The organism is Enterococcus sp. AZ009, assembly GCF_050548785.1.
GTDB lineage: Bacteria > Bacillota > Bacilli > Lactobacillales > Enterococcaceae > Enterococcus_D > Enterococcus_D entomosocium.
This window is the reverse complement of record NZ_CP172960.1, coordinates 2,029,443-2,050,632: the sequence shown is the minus strand read 5'-3', so window position 1 is coordinate 2,050,632 and position 21,190 is coordinate 2,029,443. Positions and strand designations below refer to the sequence as shown.

The 21,190-nt window shown below is 40.4% G+C and carries 25 protein-coding genes; 22 read left to right on the top strand and 3 right to left on the bottom strand.

Annotated features, from left to right (window positions below; all coding sequences use genetic code 11):
* Window positions 1-3 precede the first annotated feature (3 nt).
* Genes IGJ74_RS09920 through IGJ74_RS09900 form a run of 5 tightly spaced genes read left to right on the top strand, consistent with a single transcriptional unit; the run spans window position 4 to window position 3,627 of the window.
* Window positions 4-756 (top strand): PTS mannose/fructose/sorbose/N-acetylgalactosamine transporter subunit IIC, encoded by a 753-nt coding sequence (locus tag IGJ74_RS09920; protein WP_005235830.1) that lies wholly within the window; start codon window positions 4-6, stop codon window positions 754-756.
* Entirely contained in the window at window positions 749-1,567 is an 819-nt protein-coding gene (locus tag IGJ74_RS09915) for a PTS system mannose/fructose/sorbose family transporter subunit IID (RefSeq protein WP_005235832.1), read from the top strand. Before IGJ74_RS09920 ends, IGJ74_RS09915 begins: the two co-directional genes overlap by 8 nt.
* Before the next feature lie 12 nt (window positions 1,568-1,579).
* Window positions 1,580-1,987, top strand: coding sequence for a PTS sugar transporter subunit IIA (locus IGJ74_RS09910; RefSeq protein ID WP_087664111.1), 408 nt, complete (start codon window positions 1,580-1,582; stop codon window positions 1,985-1,987).
* A 17-nt stretch (window positions 1,988-2,004) separates the two neighbouring features.
* Window positions 2,005-2,637: a ketohydroxyglutarate aldolase gene (locus IGJ74_RS09905; protein ID WP_218193066.1), complete on the top strand. Its 633-nt coding sequence runs from the start codon at window positions 2,005-2,007 to the stop codon at window positions 2,635-2,637.
* A gap of 12 nt (window positions 2,638-2,649) precedes the next feature.
* Window positions 2,650-3,627 (top strand): D-isomer specific 2-hydroxyacid dehydrogenase family protein, encoded by a 978-nt coding sequence (locus IGJ74_RS09900; protein WP_087664112.1) that lies wholly within the window; start codon window positions 2,650-2,652, stop codon window positions 3,625-3,627.
* Window positions 3,628-4,044: 417 nt separating this feature from the next.
* Here IGJ74_RS09900 and IGJ74_RS09895 read toward each other — a convergent pair whose 3' ends face one another.
* Window positions 4,045-4,512 carry an Rrf2 family transcriptional regulator gene (locus tag IGJ74_RS09895; RefSeq protein WP_008380035.1) on the bottom strand — a complete coding sequence of 156 codons (468 nt, stop codon included), beginning with the start codon at window positions 4,510-4,512 and terminating at the stop codon, window positions 4,045-4,047.
* 115 nt (window positions 4,513-4,627) lie between these two features.
* Here IGJ74_RS09895 and IGJ74_RS09890 point away from each other — a divergent pair, with 115 nt between their 5' ends.
* From IGJ74_RS09890 to IGJ74_RS09860, 7 genes are all read left to right on the top strand, one after another.
* Window positions 4,628-5,473, top strand: coding sequence for an SDR family oxidoreductase (locus IGJ74_RS09890; protein WP_005235843.1), 846 nt, complete (start codon window positions 4,628-4,630; stop codon window positions 5,471-5,473).
* A 60-nt stretch (window positions 5,474-5,533) separates the two neighbouring features.
* Window positions 5,534-6,343, top strand: a complete 810-nt coding sequence (locus IGJ74_RS09885; protein ID WP_218193065.1) for a protein-ADP-ribose hydrolase — start codon at window positions 5,534-5,536, stop codon at window positions 6,341-6,343.
* Complete coding sequence (locus IGJ74_RS09880; RefSeq protein ID WP_087664115.1) at window positions 6,297-7,142, top strand: SIR2 family NAD-dependent protein deacylase; 846 nt, start codon at window positions 6,297-6,299, stop codon at window positions 7,140-7,142. Before IGJ74_RS09885 ends, IGJ74_RS09880 begins: the two co-directional genes overlap by 47 nt.
* A 10-nt stretch (window positions 7,143-7,152) precedes the next feature.
* A complete protein-coding gene (locus tag IGJ74_RS09875; RefSeq protein ID WP_016620089.1) occupies window positions 7,153-7,602 on the top strand; it encodes a pyridoxamine 5'-phosphate oxidase family protein in 450 nt (149 codons plus the stop codon).
* A gap of 24 nt (window positions 7,603-7,626) precedes the next feature.
* Complete coding sequence (locus IGJ74_RS09870; protein WP_218193064.1) at window positions 7,627-8,196, top strand: NUDIX hydrolase; 570 nt, start codon at window positions 7,627-7,629, stop codon at window positions 8,194-8,196.
* Window positions 8,197-8,725: 529 nt separating this feature from the next.
* On the top strand, window positions 8,726-9,676 hold the full coding sequence (locus IGJ74_RS09865; protein WP_218193063.1) for a zinc-binding dehydrogenase: 951 nt from the start codon (window positions 8,726-8,728) through the stop codon (window positions 9,674-9,676).
* 273 nt (window positions 9,677-9,949) lie between these two features.
* On the top strand, window positions 9,950-10,201 hold the full coding sequence (locus IGJ74_RS09860; protein ID WP_008380019.1) for a hypothetical protein: 252 nt from the start codon (window positions 9,950-9,952) through the stop codon (window positions 10,199-10,201).
* A 92-nt stretch (window positions 10,202-10,293) separates the two neighbouring features.
* Here IGJ74_RS09860 and IGJ74_RS09855 read toward each other — a convergent pair whose 3' ends face one another.
* Entirely contained in the window at window positions 10,294-10,806 is a 513-nt protein-coding gene (locus IGJ74_RS09855) for a GNAT family N-acetyltransferase (RefSeq protein WP_087664118.1), read from the bottom strand.
* A 345-nt stretch (window positions 10,807-11,151) separates the two neighbouring features.
* Here IGJ74_RS09855 and IGJ74_RS09850 point away from each other — a divergent pair, with 345 nt between their 5' ends.
* The 5 genes from IGJ74_RS09850 to IGJ74_RS09830 all read left to right on the top strand — a co-directional run bounded on the left by IGJ74_RS09850 (window position 11,152) and on the right by IGJ74_RS09830 (window position 14,841).
* Window positions 11,152-11,859, top strand: coding sequence for a flavodoxin (locus IGJ74_RS09850; RefSeq protein WP_255324117.1), 708 nt, complete (start codon window positions 11,152-11,154; stop codon window positions 11,857-11,859).
* A 636-nt stretch (window positions 11,860-12,495) separates the two neighbouring features.
* Window positions 12,496-13,377, top strand: a complete 882-nt coding sequence (locus IGJ74_RS09845) for a LysR family transcriptional regulator (RefSeq protein WP_034878550.1) — start codon at window positions 12,496-12,498, stop codon at window positions 13,375-13,377.
* Window positions 13,378-13,541: 164 nt separating this feature from the next.
* A complete protein-coding gene (locus IGJ74_RS09840) occupies window positions 13,542-14,108 on the top strand; it encodes a flavodoxin (protein ID WP_194188467.1) in 567 nt (188 codons plus the stop codon).
* Entirely contained in the window at window positions 14,077-14,421 is a 345-nt protein-coding gene (locus tag IGJ74_RS09835; protein ID WP_016611809.1) for a carboxymuconolactone decarboxylase family protein, read from the top strand. Before IGJ74_RS09840 ends, IGJ74_RS09835 begins: the two co-directional genes overlap by 32 nt.
* Window positions 14,422-14,841 (top strand): cupin domain-containing protein, encoded by a 420-nt coding sequence (locus IGJ74_RS09830; protein ID WP_061054195.1) that lies wholly within the window; start codon window positions 14,422-14,424, stop codon window positions 14,839-14,841. It begins immediately after the preceding gene.
* Between the two features lie 211 nt (window positions 14,842-15,052).
* On the opposite strand, the gene IGJ74_RS09825 is transcribed toward IGJ74_RS09830, so the two are convergent.
* Window positions 15,053-15,907: a LysR family transcriptional regulator gene (locus IGJ74_RS09825; protein ID WP_042890734.1), complete on the bottom strand. Its 855-nt coding sequence runs from the start codon at window positions 15,905-15,907 to the stop codon at window positions 15,053-15,055.
* A 117-nt stretch (window positions 15,908-16,024) separates the two neighbouring features.
* On the opposite strand from IGJ74_RS09825, the gene IGJ74_RS09820 reads away from it, so the two are divergent.
* Genes IGJ74_RS09820 through IGJ74_RS09800 form a run of 5 tightly spaced genes read left to right on the top strand, consistent with a single transcriptional unit; the run spans window position 16,025 to window position 21,185 of the window.
* Window positions 16,025-16,939, top strand: coding sequence for an ACP S-malonyltransferase (locus IGJ74_RS09820; protein WP_218193061.1), 915 nt, complete (start codon window positions 16,025-16,027; stop codon window positions 16,937-16,939).
* Between the two features lie 5 nt (window positions 16,940-16,944).
* Window positions 16,945-18,591: a malonate decarboxylase subunit alpha gene (gene mdcA, locus IGJ74_RS09815; protein ID WP_218193060.1), complete on the top strand. Its 1,647-nt coding sequence runs from the start codon at window positions 16,945-16,947 to the stop codon at window positions 18,589-18,591.
* Between the two features lie 25 nt (window positions 18,592-18,616).
* On the top strand, window positions 18,617-18,916 hold the full coding sequence (locus IGJ74_RS09810) for a malonate decarboxylase subunit delta (protein WP_005226050.1): 300 nt from the start codon (window positions 18,617-18,619) through the stop codon (window positions 18,914-18,916).
* Window positions 18,906-20,588: a biotin-independent malonate decarboxylase subunit beta gene (gene mdcD, locus IGJ74_RS09805; RefSeq protein ID WP_430608393.1), complete on the top strand. Its 1,683-nt coding sequence runs from the start codon at window positions 18,906-18,908 to the stop codon at window positions 20,586-20,588. Before IGJ74_RS09810 ends, mdcD begins: the two co-directional genes overlap by 11 nt.
* A gap of 3 nt (window positions 20,589-20,591) precedes the next feature.
* Entirely contained in the window at window positions 20,592-21,185 is a 594-nt protein-coding gene (locus IGJ74_RS09800; RefSeq protein WP_218193058.1) for a malonate decarboxylase holo-ACP synthase, read from the top strand.
* The last annotated feature ends 5 nt before the right edge of the window (window positions 21,186-21,190 follow it).

Sequence of the window (21,190 nt, the reverse complement as noted above, 5' to 3'; positions counted from 1 at the left end):
GAAATGGTTCAAGCATTATTTATGGGATTGTTAGCTCTGCTAAACGGGATTCAGTGGCCGCTAAGTTGGTGGCTGATCCGCGAACCGATTATGGCCGGGTTCTGGGTTGGGTTAATCTACGGCGATCCAGTTCAGGGAGTAATAATTGGAGCAACAATCAACGTGGCCTATCTAGGGTGGATTAGTGCAGGTGGGGCGAATGCTTCAGACCTATATTGGGCGGGATTACTTGGAACATTTGTTGCGATCCAAGGGGGGATGAGTATTGAGCAATCGGCTGCTTTCGCCATTCCGATTGGATTATTAGGAAATTATGTTCATGTAGCATACATGACTCTAGCGTCATTTTGGCCGACGCGAATGGATAAATTAGCCGACAAGGGTGATTGGAAAGGCATTCGCAAAATTCAAATGTTTGGTGGTCCGTTTATTGTGCTCTTCTTAAGAGCGTTACCGGTCTTCTTTATCGCCCTTTTTGGAAGCGAGTACATTCAGATTATTATTAATAGTTTGCCTGATTGGGCAATGAACGGTCTTGGAGCCGTCGGGAAAATTTTACCAGCTTTAGGGATGTCGATGTTGTTGAAATTTATGCTAAAAAAGGAACTTATCCCATTCTTTATCATTGGCTTCGCGATTGCGGCTTATACCGGCATGACAGACTTAATGATGTATGTCATCATCGCTGTGGCGATTGGTCTATTAATGTTAAAACTTGGCTTTGCGAAAGAAGAGGGGGAAACAGAGAATGGCTAAAGCATTAGAAAAAAAGGATATCAAAAAAGCAGCTGTCACTTGGTGGTTAACATCACATTTAACTTACAACTATCAACGATTACAGGCAGGCGCGATGACAACCGTTATGGGACCGCTTTTGAACAAGATGTACGAAGGAGACAAGGAAGAAATTACCGATGGATTGCAACGGCATATGCTGTATTTCAATACAGAACCTCGCTTGGGAGCCTTTCTACCAGGAATGGTGATCGCTTTGGAAGAAGGAATCGCTAATAATCCAACCGAAGAAATCGATAAATCGATGGTCACGGAAATTAAAACCGCGTTAATGGGCCCGTTAGCGGGAATCGGCGACACTGTTGTAGCCGGATTGTTGAAGCCAATCGTTCTAAGTGTGACATTAGGCTGGGCTTCACAGGGGCAGATTTGGGGAGCTTTTGCCTTTGGGATCATCTTTACGTTGATGGATTTTGCGATGACATACGGTATGTTTACACAAGGCTATAAATTAGGGATGGACTCGATTGATCGTTTCTTAGAAGGACCATTCATCAAAAAAATGACTTCCTTTTTAGGAATCGTCGGCCTGTTCTGTCTAGGTGTAATGATCGTCAAATATGTCAGTGTTCAAGCAGTGTTAGAAGTGAAACTAGAGACGACAACTTTGTCAGTTGGTGAAACCTTGAATAAGATCATTCCAAGTTTCTTACCACTTGCCTTTACTTTTTTAGCTTATTGGTTGCAGGTCAAAGGACAAAGCGTCACTCGTGTGTTGTTGGTACTCTTCGCGATCGGTTTCCTAGGCGGTGCAATCGGGGTATTAGGATAAGGAGATAAACGTATGATTAAGTTGATTATTGTTACTCACGGACCTTTAGCTGATGCCTTCAAAGAAAGCGGTGCGATGTTTTTTGGAGATCAGGTAGATCAGGTAGCTACGATCGGATTGTTTCCAACAAAAAGCCCAGAGGTGTTAGAAAAAGAAATCAAAGCAGCTGTCGTCCAATCTGGAACGAAGGAATGTCTCATATTCGTTGACATTTTAGCTGGCACGCCATTTAATGTCGTAGCTCTCATGATTGAAGAGTTAAAAGAATATCATATTGAATGTTTTGCCGGGGTAAATATGCCAATAGTGATGGAAGCATTAGCTTCAAAGGAATCAATGAATGTAGCAGAACTAACAGAGCACATTGGAGAAATATCCGCTGCTACTATTGTTAATCTTCGACAGACATTAGAAATTTAAAAGGAGCGAATCGGAAAATGATAAAAGCAGAAAACACAATGCGAATTTTTAATACTGGTATAATGGCCGTTGTCCGCGTAGAAACGATTGAACGAGGGATCGAAGTTGCAAAAGGTTGTTTAGACGGTGGGGTTGATGTTATGGAAATCAGCTATACCAACAATAACGCTGGAGAAGTCATCCGAGCAATCAAAGCAACATTCGGTGATCAAATCTTGATCGGTGCCGGAACTGTTTTAGAAAGTACCACTGCACGCTTGGCAATCATGGATGGCGCGGAATTTGTTATTGCTCCAACTTATGATCAGGGCGTTCAAGATCTGTGTAATTTGTATCAAATTCCTTACGCACCAGGGTGTACCTCTTATACAGAAATGATGGAGGCCTTGAAAAATGGTGCTTCATTTATTAAAGCCTTCCCAATTTCCAATTATTATGGCCCTAGTTTAGCGAAGGTAATAAAGGTTCCTGTGCCGCATACACCAATTTTAGCATCTGGCGGTGCAACTCTGGAAAACCTTCATGAATGGTTTGAAAATGGTGTGGATTGTATTGGTATTGGGGGACTCCTAACTAAAGGTACATCAGAAGAGATTGCACAAAATGCCCAGAAATTGACAGCTATAGTCAGTGAAGTTCGAGGAAAGTAAGAGGGGAATCAAATGAAAAAAACGGCGATCGTAAACGCGAATAGTTTTGGGAAATACTTTCCAGAATACATGGATCAGTTAAATAAACAAGTCGGGGAAACAAAACGTTTCAAATTTCCTTCAGACATCTCTCCTGAGGATTTAGCAGCTGAATTGAAGGATTTTTCCTTCATCATTATCGGGACCGAACCTAGATTGCCTAAAAGTTTTTTTGAAAAAATGCCTAAACTTCAATTGGTCGTACGCTTTGGGATCGGCTATGATAACGTGGATGTTATCGCGGCTAAAGAAAACAAGGTAATGGTCTCCAATATTCCGGCGTATATGGAAAGAGACGATGTTGCCGAATATGCCGTATCTTTGATTTTGACTGCAGCGAAATTAGTTACCTACACTGCTGAAAAAGTGAAAGAAGGTGAGTGGTCCAAAGATCGTGGACGATACTTAGGTCATCGCTTGAACAAGAAAACGATCGGCATTTGTGGTTTTGGAAACATTGGTACACGAGTTGCGGAGATTATGCAGGCATTTAACTGTAAGATAATTTGTTACGATCCGTATCTTTCTGTCGAAGAAGTGGAAAAACGCGGTGGAGAAAAGGTGGACTTTGACGAATTGTTGGCACAAGCAGATATCATCTCTCTGCACATGAACTGTACGGCTGAGAACAAAGGATTATTCAATAAGTCAGCCTTCAAGAAAATGAAAGCCAGCGCGGTTCTGGTTAATACTGCTCGAGGTGCTTTAGTAAATGAAGAAGATTTAGTGTTGGCACTAACGGCTGGCAAATTTGGTAGCTATGCCACTGATGTTTTAGAAAATGAACCTCCAACAGCTGATCATCCATTTATGAACCAAGAGAAAATTGTTTTGACACCTCATATTGGGGCTTATAATCATGAATGTAATGAAATGATGTGCGAAAGTGTCGTTGATGACATTGCTAGAGTTAATGCTGGTGGAGAGCCGAAACATTTGTTGGAAGGATAAAACTTAATTATTGAGCACGGAGATCTTAACTTATCAGTAATGATGGGAATAGAATAGATTCATTTGATTAGACATACATTATGGGATTAAAACTTGACCTAGAATTAGCAAGTGGAGAAATCGGTTTTAATCGTTCTGTATTTTCGGGCATAATAATCAAAGAATAAGGCCAACGATTGAGAAACAAATAAAAATAATCACTATCAGGAATGAATTGAATGGCAGACAAAAATTGATCTGCTCAGCCTATGAGATACATCCGGTTATCTAAAAGAAATAGTCAGAGCTGCAGAAAAAGCAAGTGAATGACAACGCTATTTCTTATGAGTGGTGTCGAAAGATGTGAAGACGTAAATCAATTTCATTTGTAACGAAAAAGCCCACCGAGATGTCAGTATCTCAATGGGTTTTTTGGTTTTATAAAAATGGCTCAAGAAAAGATTTGTTTTCCGGTCGTTTGCTTTCCTCTAAACTTGCAATACTTGTTAATAGAGAGAACAGATTGATTTTCGCCATTTTTTCTTCGACAGTTACTTGCAATTCATTATACGCACCATCCAGTACTTCTTGTATATTTGCACCAACAATGCAGTCTGGATTCGTTTTAGGATCGACTTGAATGAGATTTGTGTTTCCATGAATACTTTTATATATATCAAGTAGACTAATATCTTTGGGGTCCTTTGCTAAATAGGGCTTTGGTTTCCCAGTAGTTGTTCGAATCAGTCCAGATTTTTTTAAGTTTGCCATTATTTTTCTGACATTTGCAGCATTAGTTTCTACACTTTGAGCAATCATCTCACTTGAGAGCATATTAGTATCTTTATAGATGACGATATAACACATAATATGAATTGCATCACTGAGTTGAATAGAATATTTCAAGTGAATTCAGTCCTTTTTAGATTTTCTTCTTGACTTATCTTAACATACTATTTATTATATAGGTGTATCTTATAATTGTACAGCAGAATGTACGAACTAAAAAGGAGTGTTTTATATGACATATTTAGTAACAGGAGCTACTGGTGGTTTTGGAGGATATGCACTTGAATTCTTGAAAGATTTAGTTTCTAAAGATCAGATCTATGCTTTGGTACGATCTGAAGAAAAAGCAGCTACACTAAAAGAGAAAGGCTACAATGTAAGAGTAGGGGATTATTCTGACATCAATTCGTTGAGTAACGCTTTTGACGGCATTGACCGCTTGCTTTTTGTGTCTGGCGCACCAGGCAATCGTCAAGAAGAACATGCTAATGTGGTTAAGGCAGCCAAAGACGCTGGTGTTCAGTATATTGCTTATACAAGTTTTGCTGATGCAGATCACTCAACAAGTGCATTAGCTGCTGATCACATCTTTACTGAAAAACAAATCAAAGAAGCGGGAATTGCGCATACATTTTTACGTAATAACTGGTATTTAGAAAATGAAATGCCGATTATTGGAGGTGCTTTAGCTAGTGGGAAATTCGTTTACGCAGCTAAAGAAGGCAAAACCGGCTGGGCTTTGAAGCGCGAATATGCTGAGGTTGCTGCAAAAGCACTAGCAGGAACAGAATACCCTGAAATCCTTGAATTATCGGGCAGCCCTATTACTTATGCTGAATTAGCAGCAGCTTTAAAAGAAGCAACAAGGAAGGAAATCGAAGTAGTTTCATCTGATGATCAAACCTTTGTAGATAGTTTGACAGCAGGCGGTTTACCACAACCTGTTGCAGAAATGTTCTTGTCTTTCCAACATGATATTAAAAATAATCAATTAGATGTGACATCTAGTGACTTTGAACAAGCTTTGGGTAAGCCTTTGACGAGTCGCGTAGAAGCAATCAAAGAGTTGTTAAATTAGTCTTGCTATTTCCCGATTATCGAAAATAATCGGGAAATTTTTATAAAGAAGGTGTTGACGATGAACCATAGCGAAAAGAGGAAATGGCTGATTAACTATTTTTTAGAGGAAAACAGTCACTTAAGTAAAATAGTAGATGCTAGCTCGGATGATCCGAAAGAACAAAATGATTTATTGCGATGCTTATTAAATATAAGAGAAGCGCGACCTATTCATAAGGACTTTATTGACATTCAAAATCAACTTCTTTTAGAAGAAAGAGCTGAAAATCAGATTTTTTCACTAAACGATGCGCAACAGTATACAAAAAACCTTTATCTCTGGCAAGGAGATATCACGAGGTTGGAAGTGGACGCCATCGTAAACGCTGCAAACGCACAGCTACTAGGATGTTTTGTTCCATTACACAGGTGCATCGACAACGCGATCCACTCTGCAGCAGGTATTCAATTAAGACTAGCATGCAAAGAAATCATGGACGCACAAGGGCATTTGGAAGAAACCGGCTATGCAAAAATCACCGACGGCTATAACTTGCCTGCAAAAAAAGTGATACATACTGTTGGGCCAATCATAAAAGATACCGTAACTAAAGAACACGTATTCTTATTGGCTGACTGTTATCGTCGCGTCTTGTTGCTTTGCGAAGAGTATCAATTGAAGAGCGTCGCTTTTTGTTGTATCTCAACAGGAGAATTTCGTTTTCCCAATGAGTTAGCTGCAGAGATCGCTATCAAAACAACGCAAGAATATGTAACGCGTGTTCATTCACCTATAAAAATTATTTTCAATGTGTTTAAAGACATTGATAAGGAGTTGTACCATGAAAAACTACAACAATTATCAGGAAGTTTATCAAAAGATAACTGAAGCAGAGGCAATCGTTATCGGTGCTGGATCAGGCCTTTCTGCTGCTGCCGGGTTAACCTATTCTGGTGAACGGTTCAAAAAATATTTCAGAGACTATATTGATTATTATCATTTAACCGATATGTATTCTGCCGGATTTTATCCCTTCGATTCATTAGAGACGTATTGGGGTTATTGGAGTAAACATGTTTTTCATAATCGATATCAGCCTGAGGCTTTGCCGCTATATAAAGAGCTTCTATCTTTGGTAGAAGAAAAAAATTACTTTGTCATTACTACTAATGTAGATCATCAGTTCCAAAAGACGGGCTTTGATAAGAGACGATTATTTTATACACAAGGTGATTATGGGTTATTTCAATGTTCACGTGCCTGCCATAACAAGACGTACGAGAATGAATCATTGATTATGCAAATGTTCCATCAGCAGAGTCAGTTCAAAATTCCCAAGCACCTCATACCATATTGCCCCAAATGTGGACAACCGATGCGGGTCAATTTACGGATAGATCAATTTTTTGTACAAGATGATGGTTGGGAAAGCGCAGCTAACCGATGCAAAGAATTTCTAGAAAATTATTTAGGTACTAAAATCGTTTTTTGGGAGATCGGTATTGGTAACAACACGCCTTCCATTATAAAATATCCATTCCAAGAAATGACGAGGGCAACGAATCAGTCGACCTATATCGTCTGTAACCAACAAGCACAAAGCATACCAGATGAACTCATGGATAAAACGATTATTCTACAAGGAAATATAGTTGAAACGATCAGAGAAATCGATCATTTTAGATAGGAGCGCATTCATGGACCATTCAAAAATGAAGACAGAAGATTATTTGAATTATTTAAAAAATGAGATTCATTCTACCGTTTTCGCCACAGTAGACGAAAACGGAAATCCGGTCACCAGAGTAATCGATATTATGTTGGTAAAAGAAACGAAGCTGTATTTTTTGACTGCAATATCCAAGCCGTTTTATAAACAGCTCAAAATGAACCCGGTCGTTTCCATCACAGGTATAGAAGGAGAAACATCAATGGAATCGTTTTCTATTACCTTACAAGGGAGAGTAAATGAAATAGGCTCTACCTATTTAGATGAAATTTTTGAGAAAAATCCTTACATGGCAAAAATATACCCCTCTGTAGAAGACCGAAATGTTTTACGAGTCTTTGAAATTTATAAAGGCGTTATGTCAATCTTTGATTTAAGCAAAAAGCCTATCTATCAAAACGTTAAATCTTTCGGATAACTCAAAGCAAAAGGAGACAATCACATGGCAAATAAAGTATCAGAAGAGGAAATGAACGAAGAAGAGTGGTTAAGCTGGTATAAGAAGCAGGAATTACCACAATATCCAAAACCAGCATTTACTGTTGACAATTTGATATTCAATGTCACGTCGGATGCAGTATACATTTTACTTGTCAAAAGAAAAAATCATCCTTTCAAAGGAAGGTTCGCTTTGCCAGGTGGCTTCGTTAACGAAGGAGAAAATATCATTAAGGCCGCCATCAGAGAGTTAAAGGAAGAAACGGGCGTGGAAGTGCAGGAAGTTTCTTTATTAGGTGTATATGGAGATAAAAATCGGGATCCCCGTGGATGGACTATTTCTGCTGTTTATATAACTGTTCTACAGCAGATGAAGACTCTTTATGCAGGAGATGATGCTTCTGAGGCTTTTTGGTATAGGATTGATAAGGACAAAGTACTCTATCAATATGTTACGTCAAAAGAACGATCCTCTACGGAGAACTGGGAATCTCTTTTTGCTTTTGATCATGCGCAAATCATCCATGATGGATTTAAGTGGTTGAACGACGAATTAAGGCAAAGAGGCCTTTAACAAGTAGAAGCGATGTGGCTTAATTTTTTTCGAGTGGGGATAATTATTTATATGATAAAATTGATTGATCGCCGGGCGACTTATGCCATCTCTTTCCTGATATCCTCTAAAAACCATGGATAGTCAGTTTGGTTCCGATGTAATGAACTACTTCTGAGGATTTATCAGACTTAAAAGATGATGGCTTCAAATCCTCACTTCTTTCTCTTAGTAATAGTCAGCTTTGTTATAATCCTGTTTTACACAAAAGTAGTTGATTTATCTAGGAATAAGGTGGGTTAGACATAACTGGAATTGATAAGGAGGATCTGAACGAATAATCTACTTTGACGAATCTCATCTAGAAGAATAGAATGAAAGTATCTTCGTGAGAAGGTGCTTTTTTTATAGTAAAAAATGACCAAAAGAACTTAAATTATTTATTTTTATATGATTTCAATCTAATGATAGTTGGCTAAGTGATAGAGCTTTGGTTTCATAAAGAAAATCACACGATTTTGATTGGCAAAAGATAGGAGATGTTTTGTGCATGAAGGCATTGTACTTTAAAGAATTTGGCGATTCAGATGTGTTAACTTATGGTGAATTGCCTGATCCCGTCATTCAAGAAAATGAGCTAATGATAGAAATGATGTATATTGGGTTGAATTATGCAGATATTTATCGAAGAAAGGGCAGCTATCATATTGAATCCCGAGACCCTTTTATCAATGGCTATGAAGGAGTAGGGAAGATTGTTCAAAAAGGAACATCAGTCTCCAAATTTCAGCTAGGGGAAACGATTCTTTTTGTGGATGTTCCTTTTGCCAACGCAGAATTGGTGGCTGTTCCTGAGGAAAATGCCATCCGTATTCCATCTGGTATACCACCTAAATTAGCAGCCAGTATTGGTCTGCAAGGGTTGACAGCTGATTTTTTAGCTCATGATCTTGGCAATAATGTGAATAATAGTAAGGTCTTCGTCCATGGGATAAGTGGTGGTGTCGGACAAATTTTATCGCAACTATTAACCGCAGATGGTCTAGAAGTTTATGGCGTCACTTCTACGGAAGAAAAGCGACAACTGGCTTTAGACCAAGGAGCAAAACATGTCTTTTTAAGAAATACAGAATGGCAAGAAACCTATATTTCTTTCTTTGATACCGTTTATGATGGCATTGGGCATACATTAGCCGAAAGTGTCGACTTGCTCAAAAATAGAGGGAAGGTTATCTTTTTTGGCATGGCCGGCGGAAATCCGCCAGCGATCGACTTTATTCCCTTGTTATCAAAATCAAAAAGTATTTTGACAGGGGATCTGTGGGATTACTTGACAAGTTTTCAAGAGCGGGAGAGAAGAAGCACCCGACTGTTTACTTACTTTAGCAAGGATCAAATGAAAATCAGTCAACCAACCATTTTTTCCTTAGCTGACGGAAAAGCTGCCCATGATTATTTAGAATCTGGAAAAAGTGTCGGGAAAATTTTGCTGCAACCATAAGAAAGTAAAAAAGCTAAATGACTTTATCAGAAAAGATACACCGAATGTTTGCTAATTCACTAAATTATCTTTTTATATAATCGATACTTTTCTTATGATAAATCATTAAGGATAAAAATAAGTATAAAATGAGTAGAATATTGCAAGAATCTAATGTTTTCTGTTTCTTCAGTGAGAATCAGATAAAACTTTGTGATAAACAGTACATTTAATTTGAAAATATTTAATTACAGCAGTAAGATAAATATATCAAATACTTAAGGAGTGATATCTATGACAAACTATGAAGAAAAGGAAGCAAAAGCATTGGTAAAGATTGCCGAGGTTCTTGATAAGTTAGATGAGAATTTAGCTGAATTAGACACACTAGATGCTGACGCAAAAAAACATAGTATGAAGAAATGGATCGTTGAGAAAAAAGCGATTCACGAAATCAAAAAGATCGCACACGAAGCCGGTAAGTATGAAAAGTACGATGAAAAAGCACTACAAAAAGAAATTAATGAAGTTGAGAAGTATATGTAATTGAAGAAAATATTAATAAGCCCATGCTCTTATGAGTGTGGGCTTATTTGTGTTAGTGTTTTTGATGGTGGTTATCTAGTATGCAGTTTTTATTAGAATTCATTAGGCGTATCGTCCAACTCTAGCACCATATTATACCAAGCAACACCTGCATGTTGTGATTCTGACAGTCCTTCTAGTTGATAGCCGTGCTTTTTGTAATATGGAATCAATGATTCTAAACAAGTTAATGTGATTCCTTTTCTATTTTGAAGACGACATTGTTGTTCAAGAACTGACAGTAGTTTACTACCAATCTGGCAGTTTCTATAACCAGGAGCGACAGTCAAGCTAAGAATACTTTGGTAGCCACCAAAAGGCTGATTAGGACGAGTACTTTCAAAAAGATCGTCAGAGAGATAACGTTTAGAAATAATGGGCCCCACAACGTAGCCGATCGGACAATCCGTCTCATTTATAGCAACAATAAAACTGTCACTTAGTGTACGTATTCGATCCATCATTGCTGTTTTGGATGCTGCTTCATCCGCTGTAAATCCTGCATTTTCAATCTGCATGATTTGATCAATATCATCTTCTTTTGGTGGTCTGAAAAAAACGTTCATTCAATCACTCCTATACTATTTAGGAATAGTTTATCATATAATGATCCTTTTAAAATCCATCTTACGCGCTTCTATTTTATTTTTGCTTGTCTAACGTTTTTTAACATAAATGCGTTGACTTTTTCACCACATATTTGAGGAAAATCGAAAGATAAATGGAAAAGTCGTCAACAAATTATTGTTTACGTCTTTTTGAGTGCTTTTGCAGGAATGACTTTTTGTGAGGGAGTTGTGAGAAAGGTGTAAAAATTAAGACAAGTTTTATCTGAGTGTCTTGCCTTAAAGTCCACTTCAAGAAATATACTGAAACTACCATTACTTATGGAAGATGAAAGGAGCAATACGATGAGAAAATGGAGAAAAGGACTTTATCTGGCTATGATCTTTCTTGCAGGATGCAGCAGTGATCCAACGAATGAAGAATTAGACACTAATTCAGGTGAAACAAGCAATCGTGACTTAGTAGCACAAGAAAATGAAGAAATCTCTTTGATTGATAGCACGGATGACATTTTAATTGCCTACTTTACACGACCTGAAAACTTGGAGCAAGAGCCCGCAGTCGAAGCAGTTTCTGGAAGTAGTTTTAATGTGATCGATAACACTTTAATAGGAGATGTCCAAGTCATAGCAGAGATGATCGCTGAACAGACAGGAGGTGAGTTATTTTCGATTCAAACAGAAGTAGGTTACCCTAACGTTTACGATGAACATACAGCTTTTGCTACTAGAGAGGTGGAAGAAGATGCTCGACCAATGTTGATGGCTGACGTTGCACAGATGTCTGATTTTGATGTTATTTTTATCGGCTTTCCTGTTTGGTGGAACCGTGCACCGCGAGCTGTTTTAACATTTATTGAAGCCTATGATCTTTCTGATAAACAAATCATTCCCTTTGCAACCCACGGTGGAAGTGGATTGACCAATAGTCGAAACGAACTTCGAACATTGTATCCAGATTACCAGTTTCTCGAAGGGTTTGCAGCTAGAGCGGGAAGTGTTGAAGATGCTGAACCGAATTTGTTGAATTGGCTCGGTGAACTTGGATATTAGGAACATTCCGGTTTAGTATATATTTCTCGATCAGCTAAAAGTTCATTATGTTTTCAAAATCAAAAGGAACATAATGATATTATGGTGAACCAGTGCGTTTGACTCATGAATCCTTAAGGAAGAGTGGATGGATTAGAAACTTAATTTTCCGTTATTCCTGATAATTTTCAGTTCTCTCAAGTCTATTCGCTCTCTGTTGACTACCACTGTTTTATTCAAGGTAGAAAAGGTAAATCTTGACCAAAGAGACGATCGGGAGCATCACATCAATGACCGAGAAAGGCAACACCGGATAGGTCTATTCAGTATACGCGCACTCAAAAATGAATCCTAAGATACCGATAAAATATTATTCCTCCAAATCATTGTATGGAGAGTCATACCCAGATACTCATATAACCTATACCAAATGTCGCAAAAGTATATAGTTGAAAAACCTGTTCGTTTGTGCGAACAGGTTTTACATGTCATTCCATAAAACGATCTTCTTAAAATTCTACAGTCTTCTCCGCTTTTTTAGCATGATTCGCTGAATTAGCGATTCTTTGTTATTATTAAAATTGAATAGACCAAGAAGTAGGATGATTCTTTTCATTGCTAAGAGTTAAAATGTTGCAAAAAAGAGGAGGCGATTTAGTGGAATTTCGTTTATTAAAATATTTCTTCACGATTGCAGAGGAAGGGACAATTTCTCAAGCTGCAGAAGTGCTCCACATCACCCAACCGACATTGAGCCGTCAATTAAAAGAATTAGAAGATGAATTAGGAACGGCTCTTTTCATTCGTGATAATCGTACAATGCTCTTAACGGAAGCAGGTCGTTTTTTAAAAAGCCGTGCCGAGGAGATATTGAGTCTAACGGATCAAACCATGCAAGAGTTTGAAGATCGTAAGAAACAGTTGTTTAGTGGTCATTTCACAATTGGCTGTGTGGAAGCAGATAATTCCGACACGCTTTCCTTGATGTTGGAAGAATTTATCAGTGACTATCCAGATGTCCGCTTTCATATTCACAGTGGCACAGGAGATGATATCAACGAGCGTTTAGAAAAAGGCTTATTGGATTTGGCGATTTTGATCGAACCCATCGAAATCGAGAAATACGAAAAAGTCGTTCTACCAAGAAAAGAAACTTGGGGCATGTTGACATCGGCTGATTCTTTTCTCGCCCATAAAGAAGAGATTACACCAGAGGATATCAAAGGGGTGCCATTGCTAGTGTCAAGGCGTCCGGAAGTGCAGCAAATGTTCAGTCAATGGTCAAAAATACCAATAGAAGAATTACCGATCGTTGGAACATATAACTTAATTTTCAATGTCTTTTCCTTAGTAGAAAACCATGTTGGTTCGGCGTTGACCATCAGCGGAGCTGTCGGAGAACGGAGGGATGAAACGATCAAATTTTTGCCTTTAGTCCCTCAAATCGAAACCAGCTGTGTCTTGGTGTGGAAAAGAAATCGTGTGATGTCGCCGGTTGTGACGGCGTTCATTGCCCGCTTTCGTGACGCTTTTGAATAATTGCATCCTAAAAGCCAAAAGAAGTGGAGTGATCCGCTTCTTTTTTCTTCCACCTCTTCCTATGCTTCGTAAGCATAGGGGCTTTTTAGAGAAAGCATTATTCAACGGCTCCGCTTTGCCTTACTATTGAATATACCAAGAAGAGATACCAAGGAGGTGACAAAATGCCGGCAATACTTGTGTATTCACGAGCAGGGGAGAATCTTATTGAAGGGCAGCGAAAAAAGCTGATAGTGGGAAATACGCGGGTTCTAGCAGAGAAAATAGCAGAGAAATTACAATGCCCGCTTTATTCTCTTGAACCGGCTTATCCTTACCCTGAAAGCTATCAAGCAATGGTCGAGCTAGCAAAAAAAGAAAAAGCGGCCAATGAATTCCCTTTCTATCAAGAGGTATCGGCAGCGTTTTTTAAAGAACGGGTCTTGTTTATCGGTTTTCCCAATTGGTGGGGCACATACCCGATGATCCTAGCGAGTTTTTTAAAAGATCACCGATTGGAAGGGAAGATTATTTTTCCGTTTTGTACTCATGAAGGCTCAGGATTCGGCAATAGCATTGAAGACTTTAAAAAGACTTGTCCTGATGCAGTTGTTTATCCTGGATTAGCTGTTCGTGGTTCAAGAATAGAGAAAGCGGATATAGCTATTCAAAATTGGTTAAATCAGTATTTCATTAAAATAGATGAAGGAGTCGATCGATATGGTCAAGAAACAAACAGCAGGAAGAGATAACTTAGGCAACTTTGCGCCGAAATTCGCGCAACTGAATGATGATGTGTTATTTGGTGAAGTTTGGTCACGTGAGGCAGAATTGGCTCCTCATACGAGAAGTTTATTGACGATATCTGCCTTGATTTCCGGTGGCAATTTTGAACAGTTGACTGCCCATTTGACGATTGGCAAGGAAAACGGGATCACTGTAGAGGAAATTGCAGAAGTAATCACTCATCTGGCTTTCTATGTTGGCTGGCCCAAAGCTTGGTCTGCTTTTAACATCGCCAAAACGGTTTATCAAGAAGAGTTAGCAGAATTGGAGGAAAAATAAATGTCAAAAGCTGATGCAGCAAAAGAAGCAGGAATCTTTTTATTGGGCAACACAAATGATGCCTATGCGCAATATTTTAGCGGTCAGAGTTACTTGAATCCGTTAGTAGCTGATCCAGCGATTCCAGTCAACATTGGCAATGTGACCTTTGAACCGGGTTGTCGCAACAATTGGCATCGGCATATCAATGGTGGGTATCAATTGTTGTTGGTGACCGCAGGAAAAGGCTGGTACCAAGAAGCAGGTAAGAAACCGCAAAAACTTACTGTTGGGGATGTCGTAGTCATCAAGGAAGGGGTCAAACATTGGCATGGTGCAGCAAAAAATAGTTGGTTTGCCCATGTAGCGATTACTGCTGGTGCTTCAGAATGGTTAGAAGCAGTCAGTGATGAAGAATACGATCAATTGCCTGACGCATAAGTGATGGTAAGGCAGCCGTACTTGAAGGCGTGTAACAAATCTTATGAGGTCTCACCTGACTGGCAGCCAATACTGTGGCTAGTCAAAAGAGATCGAAGAGATCAATGTGAATGAATGTACGGTCGATTCGATGATTCAACCGGGGTAAATAGGAAAGAAAAAAGAAGCGTCCACTTGCACAACTAACGTGCGAGTGGACGCTTCTTTTTGTTTAGCCAAGATAAAATTCAATCAAGGTTTTTGCAATCAATTTTGTCATAGGATGACCTTTCGTAAAGCTTGATGCCAAATAGATCGTCCTTGATAAGGGAAAATCTGCTAGTTCACGTAAAACGAAAGGTGCCTCATCTTCATAACCCCAAGTAATTTTAGGAAAGAAGGTGATTCCTAGTCCTTGATTGATAAGGGAGCGCAGCGTCGCTGGATCGTCCGTCGTTGAGCCGATAGTCAAACTGATTTTTTTTGCTTCAAAAGCTTCGTCGATGGTTCTACGCAGCGGGCTGTTTTCAACCAGCATCAGCAAAGGCACGTGTTGGATATCGGCAACTTGCAAGTCTTTTTTTTCTGCCATGGGGTGCTTTTGGGGGATCGCCAGTAAGATGGGTTCCGTGAATATCGGCAGATTAGTCAAGCCGTTCTTTGGCTCTGAGGTAATGTAGAAGGCTTGTTCTTTGTTGGTCTCCTTACTGCCGTGCTGCTTGATCGAAAGTTGGATCTCAGGGTGCTTTTCAACGAATGTCGCCACCAAGTTAGGCAAGGAAACGGATGCGACTTCAGAGTAGATCGTCACCGCCGGGACCATTTCTCCATTTAAGGCTTGGATCGCACTCATTCCTTCGTCGAAACGTGCTAACGTCTCAACGACATAGGGATAAAATTCTTCAGCATACATCGTCAACTCGATATGCCGACCGGCATGATAGAACAAAGGAACGCCTAGTTCACTTTCTAGGTGTTTCATGGCACGGCTCAAGGCAGGTTGTGAGATGTATAATTCTTGTGCAGATTGGGTAATATTTTTCGATTCGGCTACTTTTTTAAAGTAGCGTAAATGATCAAGGTTCATCAGATACTCCTCTTTCCATACCTTTTGGTTATGGATATTCACGAAACTGGTATTTTTTATTATAACAAACTTCCGTTATTATGACACAGGAAAGAGAAATTGTTTAGGAGGTGTTTCATGAGTACAGGTTTCTTATACCCAGGACAAGGCAGTCAGACCAGCAAGATGCTTGAAGACGTACCTGCCAGTTATTTCCATCGGCTAGAACAGGCGACAGGCTTTGATTTACACCGTGTATCGGAGAATCTCGAACAAGATACCGTCTATATTCAGTTGGCGATTTTAGTAAAAGCGGCTTTTTACACGGACCAGATGAAAGCCTCTGGTGTGCAACCTCAGCTTGTGGCGGGGCATTCGATTGGCGCTTTTTCCGCTGCGTTAGCTTGTGAAAGCTTAAGTTTCGAAAATGCCGCTAGCTTGGTCTATCATCGGGCGACATTGATGAAAGAAGCCTATCCGACTGATTATGCCATGGGGGTACTTGTTGGTGTAACGAGAAGTGAAGCAGAAGCGCTCGTGGCAAAAACATTTGATCCTGCTGCTCCCGTCTATTTGTCAAATGAAAATTGCCCCATGCAGCATACGATCTCTGGTCATCTCAAAGGCTTGCGCAAGACGCTGGCTCAAGCGAAAGACTATCATGCGCAAACCGCCAAACTTTTAGCAGTGCCTGTGCCGTCCCATTGTGTGTTGATGACAGAACCCGTGAAACGGTTTGCGCCATTTATGAACACGGTATCCCTTGATGTGCCTATCTGTCCGTACCTCAAAAATACAGATGGGCGGATGACCATGAATCCTGAAGAGATCCGTCGTGATTTGCTGCAAAATATTGCTTTTCCGGTGCAGTGGAACAAGATCATGGATGTTGCCTACGAAGCAGGACTTGATTTGGCTCTTGAATTTCCTCCGGGCAACACCTTAACAAAACTGATCCAAGCAAAATTTGGTGAAAACAAAGCGATCCGTGTGATCAATTTGGATCAACATGGCATGGATGATGCTTTATTCCTATATCAAAAATGGAGATGAATACAATGGAAAAACCTGCAAGAAACTGGGCAAGTAAACGTGAAAAGAAAGCCCAAACCATGAAAAAAATCGAGCATCTTCTCGATGGAAAATATGTCCCAACGGAAGCAATCATTGAAGTCTTAGAACAGTTGATCCGTCCGGGAGACAAAGTGGTCCTTGAAGGCGACAATCAAAAACAAGCAAGCTTTCTATCAGAAAGCTTAGAACAAGTCGATGCTCAAAAAGTCAACAATTTGCATATGATCATGTCAAGCATCTCCCGGCCAGAACATTTGACGATATTTGAAAAAGGCATTGCAGCGAAAATCGATTTTTCTTATGCAGGCGCACAAAGTACGCGCGTTGCCCAAATGATTGAAGACAAAACCATGAAATTAGGGGACATTCATACGTATTTGGAATTATATGGTCGCTTATTTATCGACTTGATTCCGAATGTGGCCCTTGTGGCGGCGGACAAAGCCGATCGCCAAGGAAATCTTTATACAGGTTACAATACGGAAGAAACGCCAACGATCGTCGAAGCAGCAGCCTTTAAAGATGGGATTGTGATCGTCCAAGTTAATGAAGTGGTCGATCGTTTGCCGCGGGTCGACATTCCCAGCGATTGGATCGATGTCGTCGTGGTAGCAGACCAACCGTATCAATTAGAAGCCCTCTTTACGAGAGATCCGCAAAACATTACGGAATTACAAATTTTGATGGCGATGATGGCATTAAAAGGAATCTATGCAGAACATGAAGTACAATCGTTGAATCATGGGATCGGTTTTAATACCGCTGCGATCGAGTTACTTTTACCAACCTATGGAGAAACGCTTGGAATCAAAGGAAAAGTAGCGAAAAACTGGGTCTTGAATCCTCATCCAACGATGATTCCAGCTATCGAATCTGGTTGGGTCGAAAGCATCCACAGTTTTGGTGGGGAAGTTGGTATGGAAAAATACATTGCCGCTCGTCCAGATGTATTCTTTGTCGGAAAAGACGGCACGATGCGCAGCAATCGAGCATTATCCCAAACTGCAGGTCAATATGCCATCGATATGTTTATCGGTTCGACCTTACAACTGGATTATCAAGGAAATTCTTCTACAGTGACGAAAGGCCGCTTATCTGGATTTGGTGGTGCACCAAATATGGGGCATAATCCGGGGGGCCGTCGGCATTCGACTCCAGCTTGGCAATCCTTGCGGGATGAAACAGATCCTTTAGCAAAAGGACAAAAATTAGTCGTTCAAATGGTTGAAACGTATGGTTCCAATAAAAAACCTGTTTTTGTAGAAACGTTAGATGCGTTGGCTGTCCAAAAGCAAGCTGGTTTAGCCAATGCCCCAATTATGATCTATAGCGAAGATACGACGCATATCGTGACAGAAGAAGGCATCGCTTATCTTTATAAAGCAAACTCAAAAGAGGAAAAACAAGCAGCAATCGCAGCCATCGGTGGTGTAACCCCACTAGGAATGACCAGCACAAAAGCTTCTCTGGATGCCTTGCGCAAAGCGGGAATCGTGAAATTACCAGAAGACTTAGGGATCAAACGCAGTGATGCCAAACGATCATTGCTAGCAGCTCAAACCGTTGATGATTTGATCGAATGGTCCGATGGGTTGTATGAACCGCCAATGAAATTCAGAACGTGGTCTTAATAAGAGCAAGAGGAGAGAAGAAGAGATGGAAAAATTAGCTTATACGTATCAAACAACGAAACCAGTCACCAAAAAAGTCCATGTTGGCGTGGTTGGTTCTGGTGACTTGGAAATTCTGCTTTTTCCAACGGACAAACAAGAAACCACCGTTTCAGTTTGTACAGGAAGTGATGGCTTTGGCGATGTGTGGCAAAATGTCTTGACACGTTTTTTTGAGCGCTATCCAATCAGTGCGCAAATAGTGATCAACGACTTTGGCGCCACTCCCGGTGTGGTTTACCTACGATTAACCCAAGCAATGGAGGAACTAGCAGATGAAGAATAGTTTTGTAGAATTAAATGCCCGAGAACGGGTGCACGCATTATTGGATGCCAAGAGCGGTCGTGAATTGATCGATCCATTCGACCAAATGATCGCACCCAATCTGGTGGCTCAAGACATCGTGCCACAAAGCGATGATGGGATCGTTGTTTGCCGTGGAACGATTTCTGGAGAAAACGTGGTCGTGATCGCTATGGAAGGAAAATTCCAAGGTGGCGGGATCGGTGAAGTTTCTGGTGCTAAAATCATCGCGGCATTGACTCATGTGTTGGAAGAAAACCAAAAGGGCAATCCGATCACACCGATCATCATCCTCGATACTGGTGGCGTACGCCTCCAAGAAGCGAATTACGGCTTATTGTCGATTGCAGAAATCGGCAATTTGATCGTTGCAATAAAATCGTATGTGCCAGTGATTGGCTTAGTGCCAGGTCGGGTGGGTTCTTTTGGCGGTATGTCGATTACCTCAGCACTTATGAGCTACTTGATAGCGACGAAGAAAGCCCGTATCGGTTTGAACGGTCCTGAAGTCATCGAACAAGAAGCTGGCGTGAGAGAATTTGATTCCAGTGATAAAGATTTGATTTGGAACACCATTGGCGCCAAACAACGTTTGGCAGCACAAATGATCGATGAACTAGTGACTGACAGTGTCGAATCGATCCAAGAAGCTGTGATTGCGGCGATGGTTAAAAAGAAAGACAGTCATCGCAGCGAAAAAAGTGGTTTTTATCTTTCTCTTTTAAACGAACTTGATCTATCAAAGCCGCTGACTATCGAGGCATACAATAAGGCTCTTGCAGCGCATAAAGCAACTGGAGTGGCACCTATTACTGTAACAGAAGGCAAAGAAGCTGCTGCTGACAGTATCGGTTACCACTGGTTTTCAGCATTGACGAATCTGCAATTCCCAACCTCAACTAGTGCAACTGTCTATGCAGCTGCATCTGACCTTTTTACTGAAGAAGTCGTTGTTACAGCGATCGTGCCAAACCCAACTAATCCGATGTATCGGGTACGCAAGGGAGAAGTTGGTTTAGTCGAAGGGTATGAGATGGGCTACCTGTTAGAAACTGTTTATCAAGAAGACAAAGAGAAAGCAGTCAAACGACCAATCATTGCGGTCATCGATGTCCCTAGCCAAGCGTATGGCTACAATGAAGAATTGATTGGTATTCATGCAGCTTTAGCAAACAGTGCGGCAGCTTATGCCAAACTACGCCAAGCGGGTCATCCAGTGATCGGTTTTATCGCTGGTAATGCGATCTCTGGGGCTTTCTTAGCGCATGGCTTGCAATCAAGTCGTCTGATCGCACTAAATAGTGAAAAAATCACTGTTCAGGCAATGTCAAAAGAAAGTGCAAGTCGGGTCACCAAACGGTCGATTGCCGCGATTGAAGCCGCTGCGGAAAAAGTACCAAGTATTGCTTATGATATCAAAAATTATACGAAACTTGGGGCAATCTTCACTTTCTTATCCTCCATTACGGATCAGTCTGTCACCTCTGAAAGCAAAGCGACTGTAATTGAAGCGATTAATGAGGCGATTGATGATGTGCGTAAAACGAATGACACGATGTTGACCAGTCGCTACACCAATCCGATCGCTAAAAAGAGCGGCCGACTTGAAACGAATAACGTATTTGAAAAAATGGATGCAGAATGGAATGAGTAACGAATGAACCGTGCCCACGATATCGTTCAATTAGATAAAGAAGTTCTTGATATGATTGATATTCCCAAATGGTTTTCTGAAAAAGAACAGCTTTTTGCGACCGTCCGTCGTGGGAAACCCCGTAACCCCAGCTATTTACCAGTGGGGTTGCGCGGGGAAAAGCGGCAAGAACGGTTTGCCTTTGAGGCACCCTGCAACATGATCAAACGAACGATCCATCCTTGGGAATTGATCACTCGTGAGAGCTTTCGATTCAATGAAGTAGCCAATTATCCAGTTTACCGCAGCTATCAACAAGCACGGCTTTTATTGAAGCACTATTCTTGGGGAATCGGTGGCAGCTTGGGTTTTGAATTGGCTGCAAAACAGGCAGCAATCAAGCCGACCAGTGATTTAGATCTGTTGCTTTATGCCGACACGAAAGAAAAGCTGCCACTGGAACTATTGGAAAAGCATGCAGTCTTTTTTCAACAGATCGATGTTCAAGTTATCACAAAACAAGGCGGGTTTGCCTTAAAGGAGTATTTGGAACATCCATCAAAAAAAATCTTAGTAAAAACAGACGAAGGGCCAAAACTCACCACTGAGATTTGGTAATTATT